Consider the following 14,949-nt stretch of genomic DNA (forward strand, 5'->3'; position numbering starts at 1 on the left):
TATGCAATTTTCTTAGCTCAACTTTATCGCCTAAAGATGCAAAAGATATAAACAAAATGCCAAGCGATTGCTTGGCATTTTGTATTCTCTTTTAAGCGATTATCTCGATGTGATTAACCAAAAGCTTACTTATATAAGGACTTATCCGTTGGATCCGGGCGCGTCTTAAAGCGGCGATGGAGCCACATATATTGAGCACGATTTTTATCGATAATCTGTTCAATAATTTTGTTACCACGGATGGCATCGGCGACTTCGTCTTCACCTGGGAAATTATCTAATGGAGGCATGATTTCAATCCGGTAGCCCGTATCTCCTTCTGTGCGCTCAACAAAGAAGGGTAATACCTTGGCCTTACCTAACTTTGCCAGCGTGGTTGCGCCAGTAATAGTGGCGGCATCGGGCACGGCATAAAACGGAATAAACACTGCACTAGAGCGGCCAAAGTCTTGGTCAGCGGTATACCAAATCACATCGGGGTTACGTAAACAGCGTACCATTTGGCGTAGATCGCGTTTCGGCACTAAGGCTTTATTCGAACGTAATCGACCTTTCACTTGCAGGTATTCCATCACGGGATTGTTATGTGGGCGGTACACCCCAACACCGGGTTGGAATTGACCAAAAATACGTGCGCCCATTTCCAGTGGTAAGCAGTGCACTGCAAACAGTATCACCCCATGGCCAGCGTTCAAGGTGTCTTGAACGTATTCTTTGCCGGTTATCTGCATATGTTGTTGGATTTTTTCATCAGACCACCACCAAGCATTAATGGTATCGAAAATCGCTTTGCCCGTTTCTTCAAAGTTGCGGGTGAGGAGCGCTTCTCGCTCGGCCTCTGGCATATCCGGGAAGCAGAGGGTTAAATTTCGGCGCGCGGTATGGGTTCTACTGGCCGCAAGTGCCTTGACTAATCGGCCCATGCCTTTGCCTAATTTCATCTGCCATGATAGAGGCAGCACTTGGGTAATCCGCATCACTAACACCCCAAACCACATGGGCCAGTGTTTCGGATGATATAAAGATGATGAAAACTCAGCTTTCTCGACCACAAAAATACTCACTACTTTTGAAAATTACTGCTTATTCTAACTCATCTTTTGCTGAAAATTAGGTACAATCACGGTTTAATTTCTGCAACTGATAAGAGCGCTATGAAGGTTTCTCTGCCAGCATTTGAAAAAGCCAAAGTATTAGTCGTCGGCGATGTGATGTTAGATCGCTACTGGGTTGGGCCTACGGGACGTATTTCCCCCGAGGCGCCAGTGCCCGTGGTGAAGATTAACCAAGTCGAAGATAGACCGGGCGGGGCGGCTAACGTGGCGCTGAATATTGCGACCTTAGGTGGCCAAGTACAATTGGCGGGCTTAGTGGGCAATGATGATACGGCTAAGGCGTTAACGCTTGGCGTACAAGCACTTGGGGTTGAACCACAATGGTTGAATATTGCTGACAAACCGACCATTACCAAGCTTAGGGTTTTATCGCGCAATCAACAGCTTATTCGCCTCGACTTTGAAGAGTCCTTCGATAAGCAGGATAGTGCGCGCTTACTTAAGCAGTCTGAAGCCTTACTCGATTCGGTCGATGTGGTCGTGCTATCGGATTATGCGAAGGGCGCTATCGATAAGCCGCAGGATTTTATCGCGCTGGCTCGTTCCAAAGGCGTAAAAGTACTGGTTGACCCTAAGGGTTCCGATTTTAGCCGTTATCATGGCGCCTCGCTCATCACACCGAATATGAGTGAATTTGAGGCCGTGGTTGGCGCGGTAACCTCTGAAGCAGATCTACTCGAAAAGGCTCGCGGATTACTGAACAAGTACCAGTTCGACGCTATCTTAGTCACTCGCTCTGAAAAAGGTATGACCTTAGTGACGGCCAATGCCCCTGAATTACACATCCCAACAGTCGCCCGTGAGGTGTATGACGTAACGGGTGCTGGCGATACTGTGATTTCAGCTTTAGCGACGTCTCTAGCCGCGGGTGCTGAGTTACCGCAGGCCTGTGCGATTGCCAATACTGCCGCTGGCGTTGTGGTGGGTAAACTGGGTACTTCTACGGTTTCTCGTATTGAGTTGATTGAGGCCCTAGCACTGCATCACGGTGAATCTGGCTTTGGGGTAGTGAGTGAAGATCAACTTGCTTACGCCCTAGAGCAAGCCAAATTACGTGGTGAGCGAGTGGTGATGACCAACGGTTGCTTCGATATTCTGCACGCGGGACACGTCAGTTACCTCAAGCAAGCCAAAGCCTTAGGCGACAGATTGATCGTGGCCGTGAATGACGATGCCTCAGTCAAACGCTTAAAAGGCGAAGGTCGCCCAGTTAATCAAGTGGATAGACGTATGGCGGTGTTGGCAGGATTAGCCGCCGTCGATTGGGTGGTGCCTTTTAGTGAGGATACGCCACAACGGATCATCGCCAGATTACTACCGGATCTTTTAGTGAAAGGTGGTGATTATAAGATTGAAGATATTGCGGGTGGCGCCGAGGTCATTGCTGCGGGCGGCCAAGTGCAAGTGTTGGGATTTGAAGACGGTATCTCTACTACGGCGATTATCCAGAATATCATGGCAAAACAGTGAGTTTAATTGCACTGACTCTGATATCAAGCTTAACTTGGGTGCCTATTGCCGATAAGCAGGCATTACTTTGTCCTTTAGCGCAATTGAGTCAGTGTCTGGCAACATTTCCAACTCAGGTTCGTGAACAGCTCCCCCACAGTGAGGCCCAGTTTAAAACAGAGCTTGGGCTTCGCAGTGCCATGGTATTACCTGTTGAAGATAGTCATTTCTCCGGCCTAATACTCGTCAATGAGCAAGAAACACCAGAGATCCAACTGGCCAATATTGATGGTATTACCTACCAATTAGATCTAAAAGAACAAGCACAATTAACCCTTTGGCATGAACTAGGCCACCTTGAAAACTTGGCGTTGCAGGGGAGTTTATTACCTAAGGAATTAACACCTTATCAGCATGAATGGTTAGCGGATCTGTATCTCATCTGGTGTATTGCCAATGCTAAAGGCAATTTTGATTTAGCTTGGCAGCAGTATCACCGGCGCAACCTAGCGGCGCTTACAAGTTCGCAATATATGTCACACTGGAGTGCGCCAATGATGATACAGGTGTTAAATAAATATCAGGTCACTCAAATCGTTCAATATACTCACTATCGTGATTTTGTAGCCGATTTTTATCCTCAAATGGTACAAATTGAACCGCAGGTTTTGCGTGAATATTCGAGTTTAATACAACGAACTTTTAGTGATACCGTGCTACAACCCCTGCCAGAATACCTGTTTTGGCGTAAATCCGATCTTGGGCGTTATTTAACGCCGACCCTAACATTGTTAATGGGGGAACAAAAAGCACACGACTGGTTAGTACAAAATTCAATGTTATAAATATGTAAACAAAGGCGATGAAATCCTCCTTTTAAAACTGAACCCTAGCTGAACAAAAGTGAAATACACTTGTTTCACGTTTTTAAACAGCAGTAATCCCTGAAAGGCTTTGGTAAGCTCTATCCCACAAAAAGAACAGTGGGAGACTTTATTATGGCTAAGCGCTCGCGAGTACAGACTGAGCAGACCATCAATCAGATTATGGATGAAGCGTTAAGACAAATTTTGACTATTGGCTTTGAGACTATGTCTTATACCACGTTATCTGAAGCAACGGGGATTAGCCGCACAGGTATTAGTCACCACTTTCCGCGGAAGAACGACTTTTTAATTCGCTTAGACAGCCGTATTGGCAATCTTTTTGTTGCTGCGCTCGACTTCTCTAGCCAAGAAGCGCTAGAAACCTCTTGGATGCAAGCGATGCAAGAAGAGCATTACCGCGCAGTGTTAAGATTATTCTTCAGCCTCTGCGGCGGCACCAATAATGAAATCACTCTGTTTAGAGCGGTAAGCACTGCACGTCAGCAAGCCATTGCAGAATTAGGATTGGTTGGCGATCGTACCATCAATCATTTACTCGGCCGTACAGCTGTGATGTTGTTATCTAATTTTGATATTGCTAAAGCGGCATAATCAAAAATGAATTGCTATCAAAAGGAGCCTTGTGGCTCCTTTTGGCTTTTAGGGGCTAAATTAGTTCGCGATGGGGGAAGTGATATTTGCCTGCTTTAGCTTTTGCTGGCTAAGGTAAACGCCAATCGCCATAAAAGTAAGGGCGGCTGCAATCATTGCGCAGAGTGCATGATGGAATACCAAATGACTGATTAAAAAGGCTGGAATATCCTCTAGGCTATCGATCAGGAACAGTTTTACGATAAGGCCGAGATACAGCAGCAGATGTAATATCGCCCCACTGATAAAAAGCCGTCTAAATTTTTTGACCAGTAGGTCTGCAAGATTAATGTGGTAAAAACGGCAAAAAAGATAACCCCCAACGCCGATACCAATTGATATCCAACCCAGCCCTAATAACGACGTTTTGATTAATATTGCCGACAGCATAAATAATCCAAGCAGCATGATATCTCCTTTTACCTGAAGCGATAAACTGCGCAGAGACTAGCTGAGTAGGCTTAAAAGTATGTGAAGCCTAGCGCAATAAAACCCTCTAAAAAAGCAAAGGGAGCCAACGGCTCCCTTTGAGTTTTGTATCGAGTGATTCAGTGCTTAAACGGATTACAGCGCTTTTAAAATCGCTTCAACACTGGCCTTAGCATCGCCGAACAACATTTGGGTATTGTCTTTGAAGAACAGAGGGTTTTGTACACCCGCATAACCCGTATTCATTGAGCGCTTAAAACCAATCACGTTTTGCGCTTTCCACACTTCGAGCACTGGCATGCCCGCAATTGGGCTGCCCGGATCTTCCATCGCCGCAGGGTTGACTGTGTCGTTCGCGCCAATCACCAGCACGACATCGGTATCGCTAAAGTCTTCGTTGATTTCGTCCATTTCAAGCACGATATCGTAGGGAACTTTAGCTTCAGCCAAGAGTACGTTCATATGGCCAGGTAAACGACCCGCTACCGGATGAATACCAAAGCGTACTTTTACGCCGCGGTCACGCAGTTTTTGGGTGATTTCAGCCACTGGATATTGCGCCTGTGCCACTGCCATACCATAGCCAGGGGTGATGATAACGGAAGAGGCATTTTTCAGCATATCCGCCACATCTTCGGCGTTGGTTTCGCGGTATTCGCCCATTTCTTCATCACCAGAGGAGGCCACACCATCGGTACCAAATCCACCTGCGATAACAGAGATAAACGAGCGGTTCATTGCCTTACACATGATGTAAGACAGAATCGCACCCGATGAGCCGACGAGCGCACCAGTCACAATCAGCAGATCATTTGACAGCATAAAGCCCGCCGCCGCTGCCGCCCAACCTGAGTAGGAGTTCAGCATTGAGACCACAACCGGCATATCCGCACCACCGATAGAAGCCACTAAGTGCCAGCCAAAGGCGAAGGCAATAAGTGTCATCAACAGTAGGGCTGGCATAGTGCCACCGGTTTGCACGAAGTACACTAACAGGCCAAGTGATACCAATACCGCAGCGAGGTTTAGCTTATGGCGATGTGGCAACATCAACGGTTTAGATGAAATTAATCCGCGTAATTTACCAAATGCGACGATAGAACCGGTAAAGGTTACCGCGCCGATAAAGATCCCGAGGAAGACTTCCACTAAGTGAATGTTGAGCATAGCGCCAGTCATATGCGCGTTTTCAGCCGCTTTTGCCGCTTCGCTCAGCGCATTCTGCACGGCTGCGAGAGTGGAATTCATGTCCCCGCCCACGGCCACAACCACTTGTGATACTTGTTCTGGATGTAAGTCGATAAAGCTGTTAAAGCCCACTAACACCGCGGCCATACCCACAAAACTGTGGAGCACCGCGACGAGTTCAGGCATTTCCGTCATTTCGACTTTAAGTGCTAAACGCACGCCGATGGCACCACCAATCACCATGGCGACAATAATCCACGCGACACCGCTGGTGTCTGGATTAAAAATGGTCGCCAGTAGGGCGATAGCCATACCTGTGATACCAAATAAATTGCCGTGTTTGGCCGTTTCTTGTTTCGACAATCCAGCGAGACTGAAGATAAAGAGCACGGCGGCAATGATGTAAGCTGCTGTTACCAGTCCTTGAGACACGTTATACCCCCTTAATCCTTACGGAACATCTTCAGCATGCGCTGAGTGACGGTAAAACCGCCGAAGATGTTAATACTGGCGATCAGCACGGCGATAAACGCCAACACAGTGACCAAGGTCGAGCCTTGACCAATTTGCAGCAAGGCGCCGACCACGATAATGCCTGAAATCGCGTTAGTCACTGACATCAAAGGCGTATGCAGTGAGTGGGACACGTTCCACACCACGTAATAGCCCACCACGCAGGACAGAATAAATACCGTAAAGTGGGATAAAAACTCGGCTGGCGCGACTGAGGCCACAGCGGCAAACCCCGCAGCACCAAGGGCGGCGAGAATATACTTGAGTTTTGAAGGCACTTTGGCTTGAGCAGATTTCACTTCCACCTTAGCGGTAGGTTTCGCAGGGGCAGCTGACACCGAAATAGGTGGTGGCGGGAAGGTGACTTCGCCTTCTTTCACGACTGTCATGTTGCGCATGACCACATCATCGAAGCTGATGCTGGCAATACCGTTTTTCTCTTTACACATTAACTTCATCAGGTTGACTAAGTTAGTGCCGTAAAGCTGAGACGATTGTGCAGGCAAGCGGCCGGGAAGATCGGTAAAGCCGATGACTTTTACACCATTCTCGGTGACAAAGAGTTCGCCAGGCTGGGTGTATTCACAGTTACCGCCCGCTTGTGCTGCCATATCGACAATCACAGAGCCGCTCTTCATGCTGTCGACCATGGCTTTGGTGATGAGCTTAGGTGCAGGACGGCCAGGGATCAGCGCTGTAGTAATGATGATATCGACTTCTTTGGCTTGCTCGGCAAATAGCGCCATTTCGGCAGCGATAAACTCGTCCGACATGGTTTTAGCGTAACCGTCCGATGAGCTGCCATCTTCATTGGTGAAGTCCAGCTTAAGGAACTGGCCACCCATGGATTCGATTTGTTCGGCCACTTCTAAACGCGTGTCGAAGGCGCGAACGATAGCCCCTAAAGAACCTGCGGTACCAATTGCTGCAAGGCCAGCCACACCGGCACCAATTACCAGCACTTTGGCCGGAGGGACTTTACCTGCGGCGGTAATTTGTCCGGTAAAGAAACGGCCAAAATGGTGCGCGGCTTCAACAACGGCGCGATAACCGCCGATATTGGCCATAGAAGAGAGAGCATCGAGGGATTGGGCACGGGAAATACGTGGCACCATGTCCATCGCCATCACATTGATGTTGCGTTTAGACAGTTTCTCGACCAACTCAGCATTTTGAGCGGGCCAGATGAAGCTGATTAAGGTCGCGCCTTCTTTAATTTGCGCAATTTCAGCATCGGTCGGTGCATTGACTTTAAAAATCAGATCCGCTTGCCAAACCTCTGTCGTGATCTTCGCGCCAGCTGCTTCAAAGGCGGCATCGTCAAAGCTAGACAGTAAGCCAGCATTGGCCTCAACAACAACTTCAAAGCCGAGCTTTTTAAGCTGTTCGACGGTGGCTGGAGTCGCGGCGACCCGAGTTTCACCGACGAGACTCTCTCTCGGTATTCCAATCTGCATGATTACTCCCTGATGGTTTATATAATCGTTCCGCCTGAGTGCTTCCCTTGAGCTAAACCTAGGTAGGGCTAGGCCGCGATAAGAATGAACTCGTCTATTCAATTGTGGCAGTTAGTTAGCGCATTCAAATTTGGTATAAAATTTGTGTTTTAAAACAAACTTCTTAGCGAGCAACAAAAGGTCACTGTACTGCAGGCTCGTACCATTGTGGCAATACTTTGGTTTGACACAAGCGCATATTGCTCAAGCTAGTCGATTCTGCACTGGTCGTATCAAAAAGTTTTAACCAGTGCACACTTTTGTAGCTTAATTTTTGCACTTTGTATATTCCAAAATGGAATTAAAAATCAAATTTTATTCTTTTTTGCTTTTCCAAATCCACGTTAATCTGCTGGGTATTACACTGTCATAGGGCCGTCTCATGTTGTTAAAAGAACTTTCATCACTGGCTTCACCCCTGTCGCAACCGCAGGTCGACAAGCTGAAACAACTCACCGCGGAATTAAATGCCGTGCAACTTGCTTGGGTGAGTGGTTATTTAGCCGCAACAGCCAATGCGGGAGGGAATCAAGCCCAGCTAGTGCCAGTGTCTGATACACAGGCAGCGCAGACTGTAACCATTCTCTATGGCAGCCAAACCGGCAATGGTCGTGGCATTGCCAAAGCCTTGGCCGAAAAGGCAAAGGCACAGGGCTATAGCGTGAATTTAGCCTCCATGGGTGAATACAATGTGCGCCAGCTCAAGCAAGAAACTTTGTTATTGCTGGTGGTCAGTACCCATGGTGAAGGTGAAGCGCCGGATGATGCGATTGAATTACATAAGTTTTTAGCATCAAAACGCGCACCTCAATTAAACAACTTACATTACTCTGTGTTGGCGCTGGGTGATTCGAGCTATGAGTTCTTCTGCCAAACCGGTAAAGACTTTGATGCGCGGCTTTCGGCATTAGGCGCTAAAGCCTTATTGCCGTTGGTTGAGTGTGATGTGGACTATGAGGCTGCGGCCGGACAGTGGCACGCCGATGTGCTTACTGCGGTTAAGCCACTCATTCAAACCACGGCTAACGTGGTGGCACTGAATGAAATTAATTCAACTTCGGCTCAAGTTGCCAGCGAGGGCGAATTTACTAAGCAAAACCCTTACAGTGCCGAAGTGTTGGTGAGCCAAAAGATCACCGGACGCGATTCAGACAGAGATGTGCGCCACGTTGAAATTGATTTAGGTGAATCAGGCTTACGCTATGAAGTCGGTGATGCCCTTGGGGTGTGGTTTAGCAATAGCGAAACCTTAGTCGATGAGATTTTAGCGGGCTTAGGGTTAGCAGCCGATACCAAGGTGACTGTCACTAATGAGTCAATCAGCCTCAAGCAAGCCTTGATCGAGAAGAAAGAACTGACGCAGTTGTATCCTGGTTTAGTCAAAACTTGGGCCGAGTTGTCCGCAAGTCCTGAGCTGCTTGCTATTAGCGAAGATAAAGAGCAGGTTCGTCAGTTTATCTTACATCATCAGTTTGCTGACTTAGTGGCTAATTACAAGCTCAAGGCCGATGCTCATCTCGACGCTAACAAGTTAGTTGAGTTACTACGCCCATTAACGCCAAGACTCTACTCCATCGCCTCTAGCCAGAGTGAAGTCGATACCGAAGTGCATCTCACCGTGGCATTGGTGGAAGATGAACATCAGGGGCAAACGCGTTTTGGCGGTGCATCGCACTTCTTAGCCTCGGCGCAGGAAGGCGCCGAAGTAAAAGTGTATGTTGAACCGAATAAGCATTTCCGTTTACCTGAAGATCCACAAACGCCAGTCATCATGATTGGTCCTGGCACCGGGGTTGCACCGTTTCGCGCCTTTATGCAGGAGCGCGTGGCACAAGGCGCTGAGGGCGATAGCTGGTTATTCTTCGGCAACCCGCATTTCGAACAGGACTTCCTGTATCAAACCGAGTGGCAACAGTATCTGAAAAACGGCGATTTGACCCGTATCGATGTGGCATTTTCGCGGGATCAAGCCCATAAGATTTACGTGCAGCACCGCATCAAAGAGCAGGGGCAAACCCTGTGGCAATGGCTACAAAATGGCGCGCATCTCTATATTTGCGGTGATGCCGAGCGTATGGCTAAAGACGTGCACCAAGCCTTACTTGGGGTTGCGGTGGAGTTTGGCGGATTGTCGACAGAGGCGGCCGAAGACTACTTCGAGACCTTACGCAGTGATAAACGTTATCAAAAAGACGTGTACTAATAAGTCAATCCCAAAGATTAGAGAGAGCAGTATCCACAGAGATACTGCCGCCAACCGAATTTTAAGAGGCAGTTGCCATGAGTGAGCAAAAGTTAGCATTAAACGAATACTTAAAGACCGACAGTGATTATCTGCGTGGCACCATTAAAGAGGGATTAGATTCCTCGGTGACGGGCAGTTTTAGCGATGGCGATCAGCAATTGATCAAATTCCACGGTTTCTATCAGCAGGATGACCGCGATTTACGTAACGAGCGTAAAGAGCAAAAACTCGAGCCTTTATATAGCTTTATGCTACGTGCCCGCGTGCCCGGCGGGGTATGTACGCCTAAGCAATGGTTAGGCGTGGATGAAATTGCCTCGACGCTCACTAGCTCTAACAGTATTCGTTTAACGACGCGTCAGACATTCCAATACCACGGTATTCCAAAGCGTAACCTCAAGACCATTATTCAAGGCTTGGACCGTGAGGCGCTCGATTCGATCGCCGCCTGTGGTGACGTTAACCGTAACGTGATGTGTAACCCCAATCCGGTGGAATCTAAGCTGCATGCACAGGCCTATGAAGTCGCCAAAAAGCTTTCGGATCACCTGCTGCCGCACACTCGTGCCTACGCCGAGATTTGGTTAGACGAAGAGAAATTACTGACCACAGAAGATGAAACAGTAGAACCGGTATACGGCAAAACCTACTTACCACGTAAGTTTAAAATGGCCGTGGCCGTACCGCCGGATAACGATGTTGATGTATACACTAACGATTTAGGCTTTATTGCCGTGGCTAAAAATGGCGAATTAGTCGGTTTTAACCTGACCGCCGGTGGCGGCATGGGCTCGACCCACGGAGAGGTAGAAACCTTCCCACGCTTAGCCGATGACTTTGGTTTTATTAAAACCGAAGATGTGATGAAGTTTGCCGAAGCTGTGATGACAGTGCAGCGTGACTGGGGTAATCGTACCAACCGTAAGCGTTCACGCCTGAAATACACCATCGTCGACCATGGCTATGAAAAGTTTAAAGCCGAAGTGGAAGCCCGTGCCGGCGTTAAATTTGAGCCTAAGCGCGATGTCGTGATTGGCGATCGAGGCGATCGTTACGGCTGGGTCGAAGGTGTGGATGGTAAATGGCATTTAACCCTGTTTATCGAAAGCGGCCGTATTAAAGATATGCCTGGCAAAAGTTTACAAACTGGTATGCGTGAAATCGCTAAGATCCACAAGGGTGATTTCCGTATGACCTCAAACCAGAATATGATTATCGCGGGTGTGGCGCCTGAGGATAAAGCGACCATCGAAGGGCTTGCCCGTAAACACGGTTTACTCGGCCAAGTGCTGACTCAAACCCGCGGTCATTCGATTGCCTGTGTGGCCTTACCAACCTGTCCATTGGCGATGGCGGAAGCTGAGCGTTATTTCCCAGAGTTTATCGACCATATTGATGCGCTGCAGGCTAAAAATGGCATTAGCGATCAAGCCATTGTGGTGCGTATGACAGGCTGTCCAAACGGTTGCGCGCGCCCATTTGCCGCCGAAATCGGTCTTGTGGGTAAGGCGCCGGGTCGCTACAACCTGTACTTAGGCGCGAACTTCGAAGGCACTCGACTGAATAAAATGTACAGAGAGAATATCCAAGAGGCTGAGATCCTTGCTGAATTGGATGCATTATTTGCCCGCTACGCGATTGAGCGAAATGCAGGCGAAACCTTTGGTAACTTCACCGTCCGCACGGGCGTAGTGAAGGCGGTTATCGATGCCGCTAAGGATTTCCATGGCTGATCTTGATTCTGGGGCAACGGGTTCCGGCTTGCCGAACGCGTTGCAGAGCGTGGTAAGTAGTAGCGAACTTAAAGCGCTGCTGGCGGCGCCTAAGGATGTGCAGCGAGCGGAACTGGAACGCATTAATCGCTTCTTAGCTGGCTTGACGGCTCAAGAGCGAGTGCTCTGGGGCTTAGCCTATTTGCCGGGTAATCACGCGCTGTCATCCAGTTTTGGGATCCAGGCGGCGGTGATGTTGCATATGGTGAGTCAGGTGCAATCGGATATTCCGGTGATCTTAACGGATACTGGATACCTCTTTCCTGAGACATATCAGTTTATTGACCAGCTTACAGAGCGTTTATCCTTAAATCTTAAGGTCTACCAAGCGCCGATGACGGCGGCATGGCAGGAGGCGCGCTTTGGCCAATTGTGGGAGCAGGGCTTAGAGGGTCTTGAACGTTATAATCGCCTCAATAAAGTGGAGCCTATGCAACGCGCCTTGGCTGAACTTGAAGTCGGAACTTGGTTTGCGGGACTTCGCCGGAGCCAGTCGAGCACTCGCGAAGAGTTACCGATATTGGCTATCCACGGAACTCGCTTTAAGCTGCTGCCGATTATCGAGTGGTCGAACAAAGATGTGCATCTGTATCTGACGCAATTTGACTTGCCTTATCATCCTTTATGGGAGCAAGGTTATGTTTCCGTTGGGGATACCCATTCGACTAAACCCTTAGAATTAGGGATGTCTGAAGAAGAAACACGCTTTAATGGCTTAAAACGCGAATGCGGTCTGCATTACGAAATATAGCCATCTATTTGATTAAATAGAAAAATGCCACAGTATTCCCTGTGGCATTTTTTATTTTATGCCACTAAAAGAGTATTTTGCTTAATTTTAAAGCGGTTTGGCCGTTAAGGTATTTTGTATGTCATTCTGCCGTCATCAAAGTCAGATAAATTGTATTTTCATAGAGTTAGTTAAGGTGTGTTTGCCTGAGTTAAATTTTTTGTACATTTTTACTCACAGGGTTATGCACATTAGGATGTTCTGAGCTATATTACAAAGTTCCCGTAGATGGTTTTGAGGGAGTTTACTGCGCAGATCTGCTTTAGTCGGTATTTTGCCAAGTTAAGTTGTTGAATATCGTTATTTATGGGCTTAGTTTGCTGTGTAACGATATAACGAGACGGAAAACAGTAGCACTTCCAAAGGACCTTGCTCGCCGCTGCGAGTATCCAGCAGTTTGATTGACTTGCTAGCGCTTGTTAATCAGTCATTTTCACCTCGGTCAGCTGTGGTCAAAGCTGCCGAGGTTGAGCCAAATTTGTGGCATCATTAATTTATCTTCTTCATTCAATTCAGCTCGGTTTTTTGTAGTTTATGACTTACTATCATCGGCTTACACTTTGCTATTCTACTGTAAGCAAAAAATCTCTTAGACTAACAGTTAGTTTGGATGGCGTGATTGATGAGGATAATTAAATGACCGCCCCTTTGTATGCCATGCGCGATCATGTCAATCGTCCCCAAGTTAATCATCCAACCCCAAAGCCTAAGATGCGCGGTGTTAAGCGTGTATTCACTTGGTTAGCCAAATTGGTTTTGGGTTTATTTTTCGCCTCTATTTTAAGTGTGGTACTACTCCGTTTTATCGATCCTCCGATGTGGAGTTGGCGAATAGAGCGGGCGTTGTTTCCGCCCGCACCGATTACTGAGGTTAGGCATCAATGGCGCTCGCTTGAGCAAATCTCCCCTGAGCTGCAATTAGCCGTGATTGCCGCAGAAGATCAAAAGTTTGCAGGCCACAGTGGTTTTGATTTAGACGCGATTAGTTCGGCCATCGAATACAATCAAAAAGGTAAAAAGGTTCGTGGGGCCAGTACCTTAAGCCAGCAAGCGGCAAAAAACCTGTTTATGTGGTCGAGCCGTAGTTTTATCCGTAAGGGCATAGAGGTGTGGTTTACCCTGTTAATGGAACTGTTTTGGGATAAGGCGCGTATCCTTGAGGTATACCTGAATATTGTTGAATTTGGTCCTGGGATTTATGGTGCCGAAGCGGCAGCAAAGCATTATTTTGGCAAGAGTGCAGCCAAATTAACTCGTTATGAGGCGTCATTATTGGCTGCAGTTTTACCAAACCCTTGGCGTTATAAAGTCTCCCCCCCTTCTTCCTATGTTGAACAACGCTCCGCTTGGATCCGCAAGCAAATGCGTCAGTTAGGTGAGGTGACACTCAAAAAAGTCGGTGAGGCACAATAAATTTGCGATTGTGATTTTGTTATTAAATTGTAATTATGCATCTCTGATGAGTAGGATGAGTGTTAGACGTTCGAATGATCCAAGGAATAAACGATGTTTGAGTTTAATTTTGAGCGAGATATGGCTTCACTGCGTGAAGAATATGCTAGAGATGCAAAAATCAATATTCAACAAGTCTGGCAGAATGAAACCGCAGCTGTTATTGCTAACACACTCGCTAGTGAAGTGAGTTTTGATAATGCAATGTTTGTCGACAATAAGCCAATGAGAGTGTCGGATCAACAAATACGCCAATTACCGATTGAAGCTCAAAAAGATTTACAGCAAAAAATATTACACAATGCTGCAAATGGGATTGGTTTTTTATATGGAAGTCATCTCGTAGGAGGCTTAGATGGAAAGCCTTCACCGGAATTACTTACATCGCTACATCGTTTTATTAACAGCCCTGACATGTTTAAATTTATTCAAACGATTACGGGTATTGAAGGTATTTGTTATGCCTCACTGCAGGCGAGTCGTTATATTCAAGGGAATTTCTTAACAAGACATAATGATGTTGTCGAAAGTGAGGGTCGTAAAGTTGCTTTTGTTTTTGGCTTTACTCCAGAATGGCATCCTGATTGGGGTGGTCTGCTGCAGTTTTATACTGCTAAAGGTGTGCTGACTGATACCTGGGTGCCAACCTTTAATAATTTGGCATTATTCGATGTCCATCATCCCCATTCAGTTTCATTTGTCGCGCCGTTTGCAAAGCGCCCACGCTTTTCCGTAACAGGATGGTTTCGAATGATTGCGCCCAGTAAATAGGAAGCTTCTGACACATGCCGCGATTAGCGTCAAAGACGTTTTAATGATAGATTATCGCGGATTTTTGCATATTAATAAGTTCTTATTTGCTATTCGTTATTTCTTAGCTTATCCGTTCTCAAGATTAGTTATAATAAGCTTTTGATTTTGCAATGTTGATGTAATAAGGAATGACAATAGGTCAGTATTTAAATGCCGAAGGTAAGTGCTTT

At 47.1% G+C, this 14,949-nt stretch carries 12 protein-coding genes; 8 read left to right on the forward strand and 4 right to left on the reverse strand.

The features are described from left to right. Positions 1-125: 125 nt before the first annotated feature. Entirely contained in the window at positions 126-1,052 is a 927-nt protein-coding gene (locus CEQ32_RS20745) for an LpxL/LpxP family Kdo(2)-lipid IV(A) lauroyl/palmitoleoyl acyltransferase (RefSeq protein ID WP_037421862.1), read from the reverse strand. 102 nt (positions 1,053-1,154) lie between these two features. Between CEQ32_RS20745 and hldE the strand changes: the two genes are divergently transcribed. The 3 genes from hldE to CEQ32_RS20760 all read left to right on the forward strand — a co-directional run bounded on the left by hldE (position 1,155) and on the right by CEQ32_RS20760 (position 4,042). Then, on the forward strand, positions 1,155-2,585 hold the full coding sequence (hldE, locus tag CEQ32_RS20750; protein WP_088586761.1) for a bifunctional D-glycero-beta-D-manno-heptose-7-phosphate kinase/D-glycero-beta-D-manno-heptose 1-phosphate adenylyltransferase HldE: 1,431 nt from the start codon (positions 1,155-1,157) through the stop codon (positions 2,583-2,585). Further along, positions 2,582-3,409, forward strand: coding sequence for a hypothetical protein (locus CEQ32_RS20755; protein WP_088586762.1), 828 nt, complete (start codon positions 2,582-2,584; stop codon positions 3,407-3,409). Before hldE ends, CEQ32_RS20755 begins: the two co-directional genes overlap by 4 nt. A 153-nt stretch (positions 3,410-3,562) precedes the next feature. Then, on the forward strand, positions 3,563-4,042 hold the full coding sequence (locus CEQ32_RS20760) for a TetR family transcriptional regulator (protein WP_037421701.1): 480 nt from the start codon (positions 3,563-3,565) through the stop codon (positions 4,040-4,042). A gap of 60 nt (positions 4,043-4,102) precedes the next feature. On the opposite strand, the gene CEQ32_RS20765 is transcribed toward CEQ32_RS20760, so the two are convergent. From CEQ32_RS20765 to CEQ32_RS20775, 3 genes are all read right to left on the reverse strand, one after another. Continuing rightward, a complete protein-coding gene (locus tag CEQ32_RS20765) occupies positions 4,103-4,489 on the reverse strand; it encodes a hypothetical protein (protein ID WP_088586763.1) in 387 nt (128 codons plus the stop codon). Between the two features lie 156 nt (positions 4,490-4,645). Then, positions 4,646-6,130: a Re/Si-specific NAD(P)(+) transhydrogenase subunit beta gene (pntB, locus tag CEQ32_RS20770; RefSeq protein WP_037421695.1), complete on the reverse strand. Its 1,485-nt coding sequence runs from the start codon at positions 6,128-6,130 to the stop codon at positions 4,646-4,648. Between the two features lie 11 nt (positions 6,131-6,141). After that, positions 6,142-7,668: a Re/Si-specific NAD(P)(+) transhydrogenase subunit alpha gene (locus CEQ32_RS20775; protein ID WP_088586764.1), complete on the reverse strand. Its 1,527-nt coding sequence runs from the start codon at positions 7,666-7,668 to the stop codon at positions 6,142-6,144. A gap of 421 nt (positions 7,669-8,089) precedes the next feature. On the opposite strand from CEQ32_RS20775, the gene CEQ32_RS20780 reads away from it, so the two are divergent. The 5 genes from CEQ32_RS20780 (at position 8,090) to CEQ32_RS20805 (ending at position 14,737) form a co-directional block, all read left to right on the forward strand. Next, positions 8,090-9,910, forward strand: a complete 1,821-nt coding sequence (locus tag CEQ32_RS20780) for an assimilatory sulfite reductase (NADPH) flavoprotein subunit (RefSeq protein WP_088586765.1) — start codon at positions 8,090-8,092, stop codon at positions 9,908-9,910. A 77-nt stretch (positions 9,911-9,987) separates the two neighbouring features. Then, positions 9,988-11,685 carry an assimilatory sulfite reductase (NADPH) hemoprotein subunit gene (gene cysI, locus CEQ32_RS20785; protein ID WP_088586766.1) on the forward strand — a complete coding sequence of 566 codons (1,698 nt, stop codon included), beginning with the start codon at positions 9,988-9,990 and terminating at the stop codon, positions 11,683-11,685. Continuing rightward, a complete protein-coding gene (locus tag CEQ32_RS20790) occupies positions 11,678-12,475 on the forward strand; it encodes a phosphoadenylyl-sulfate reductase (protein WP_088586767.1) in 798 nt (265 codons plus the stop codon). Before cysI ends, CEQ32_RS20790 begins: the two co-directional genes overlap by 8 nt. 675 nt (positions 12,476-13,150) lie before the next feature. After that, entirely contained in the window at positions 13,151-13,927 is a 777-nt protein-coding gene (gene mtgA / locus CEQ32_RS20800) for a monofunctional biosynthetic peptidoglycan transglycosylase (RefSeq protein WP_088586768.1), read from the forward strand. A gap of 93 nt (positions 13,928-14,020) precedes the next feature. After that, complete coding sequence (locus CEQ32_RS20805) at positions 14,021-14,737, forward strand: 2OG-Fe(II) oxygenase family protein (RefSeq protein ID WP_088586769.1); 717 nt, start codon at positions 14,021-14,023, stop codon at positions 14,735-14,737. Positions 14,738-14,949 lie beyond the last annotated feature (212 nt).

It is taken from the genome of Shewanella sp. FDAARGOS_354, assembly GCF_002209245.2.
Lineage (GTDB): Bacteria > Pseudomonadota > Gammaproteobacteria > Enterobacterales > Shewanellaceae > Shewanella > Shewanella xiamenensis.

What these genes read in the sequence shown, in the direction of transcription:
- CEQ32_RS20765 (WP_088586763.1), bottom strand. Translation starts at nt 4,489, where the DNA reads ATGCTGCTTGGATTATTTATGCTGTCGGCAATATTAATCAAAACGTCG.
- CEQ32_RS20775 (WP_088586764.1), bottom strand. Translation starts at nt 7,668, where the DNA reads ATGCAGATTGGAATACCGAGAGAGAGTCTCGTCGGTGAAACTCGGGTC.
- hldE (WP_088586761.1), top strand. Translation starts at nt 1,155, where the DNA reads ATGAAGGTTTCTCTGCCAGCATTTGAAAAAGCCAAAGTATTAGTCGTC.
- mtgA (WP_088586768.1), top strand. Translation starts at nt 13,151, where the DNA reads ATGACCGCCCCTTTGTATGCCATGCGCGATCATGTCAATCGTCCCCAA.
- CEQ32_RS20760 (WP_037421701.1), top strand. Translation starts at nt 3,563, where the DNA reads ATGGCTAAGCGCTCGCGAGTACAGACTGAGCAGACCATCAATCAGATT.
- CEQ32_RS20780 (WP_088586765.1), top strand. Translation starts at nt 8,090, where the DNA reads ATGTTGTTAAAAGAACTTTCATCACTGGCTTCACCCCTGTCGCAACCG.
- CEQ32_RS20805 (WP_088586769.1), top strand. Translation starts at nt 14,021, where the DNA reads ATGTTTGAGTTTAATTTTGAGCGAGATATGGCTTCACTGCGTGAAGAA.
- CEQ32_RS20790 (WP_088586767.1), top strand. Translation starts at nt 11,678, where the DNA reads ATGGCTGATCTTGATTCTGGGGCAACGGGTTCCGGCTTGCCGAACGCG.
- cysI (WP_088586766.1), top strand. Translation starts at nt 9,988, where the DNA reads ATGAGTGAGCAAAAGTTAGCATTAAACGAATACTTAAAGACCGACAGT.